Consider the following 249-nt stretch of genomic DNA (forward strand, 5'->3'; position numbering starts at 1 on the left):
GTCCGAGCTCAGCTACTACCTCGAGTCTGGGGACGATGTGCTCGGTCAGATTGAATTCCCCTGGGCCGTGGATGCGGCCGGCGCGCAGGTTCCCACGAGCTACAGCTGGGACGACGGCGTCTTAACACAGCATGTCGACCTGACTGATCCCGCGATCACCTACCCCGTCGTTGCGGACCCGGCGTGGGGATACACCTACTCGTACACCCTGAACAAGACGGCGGCGGTCAACAAGTCGCGGTTGAAGAG

The 249-nt window shown here is 62.2% G+C and carries 1 protein-coding gene; it reads left to right on the forward strand.

Annotated elements, in window-relative coordinates:
* Positions 1-37: 37 nt before the first annotated feature.
* Positions 38-249, forward strand: a 212-nt coding sequence (locus AC1RPH_RS08455) for a hypothetical protein (protein WP_481762140.1), incomplete at its 3' end; no start/stop codon positions are given.

The organism is Dellaglioa sp. CoH-57-MRSF-16 (genome assembly GCF_056782055.1).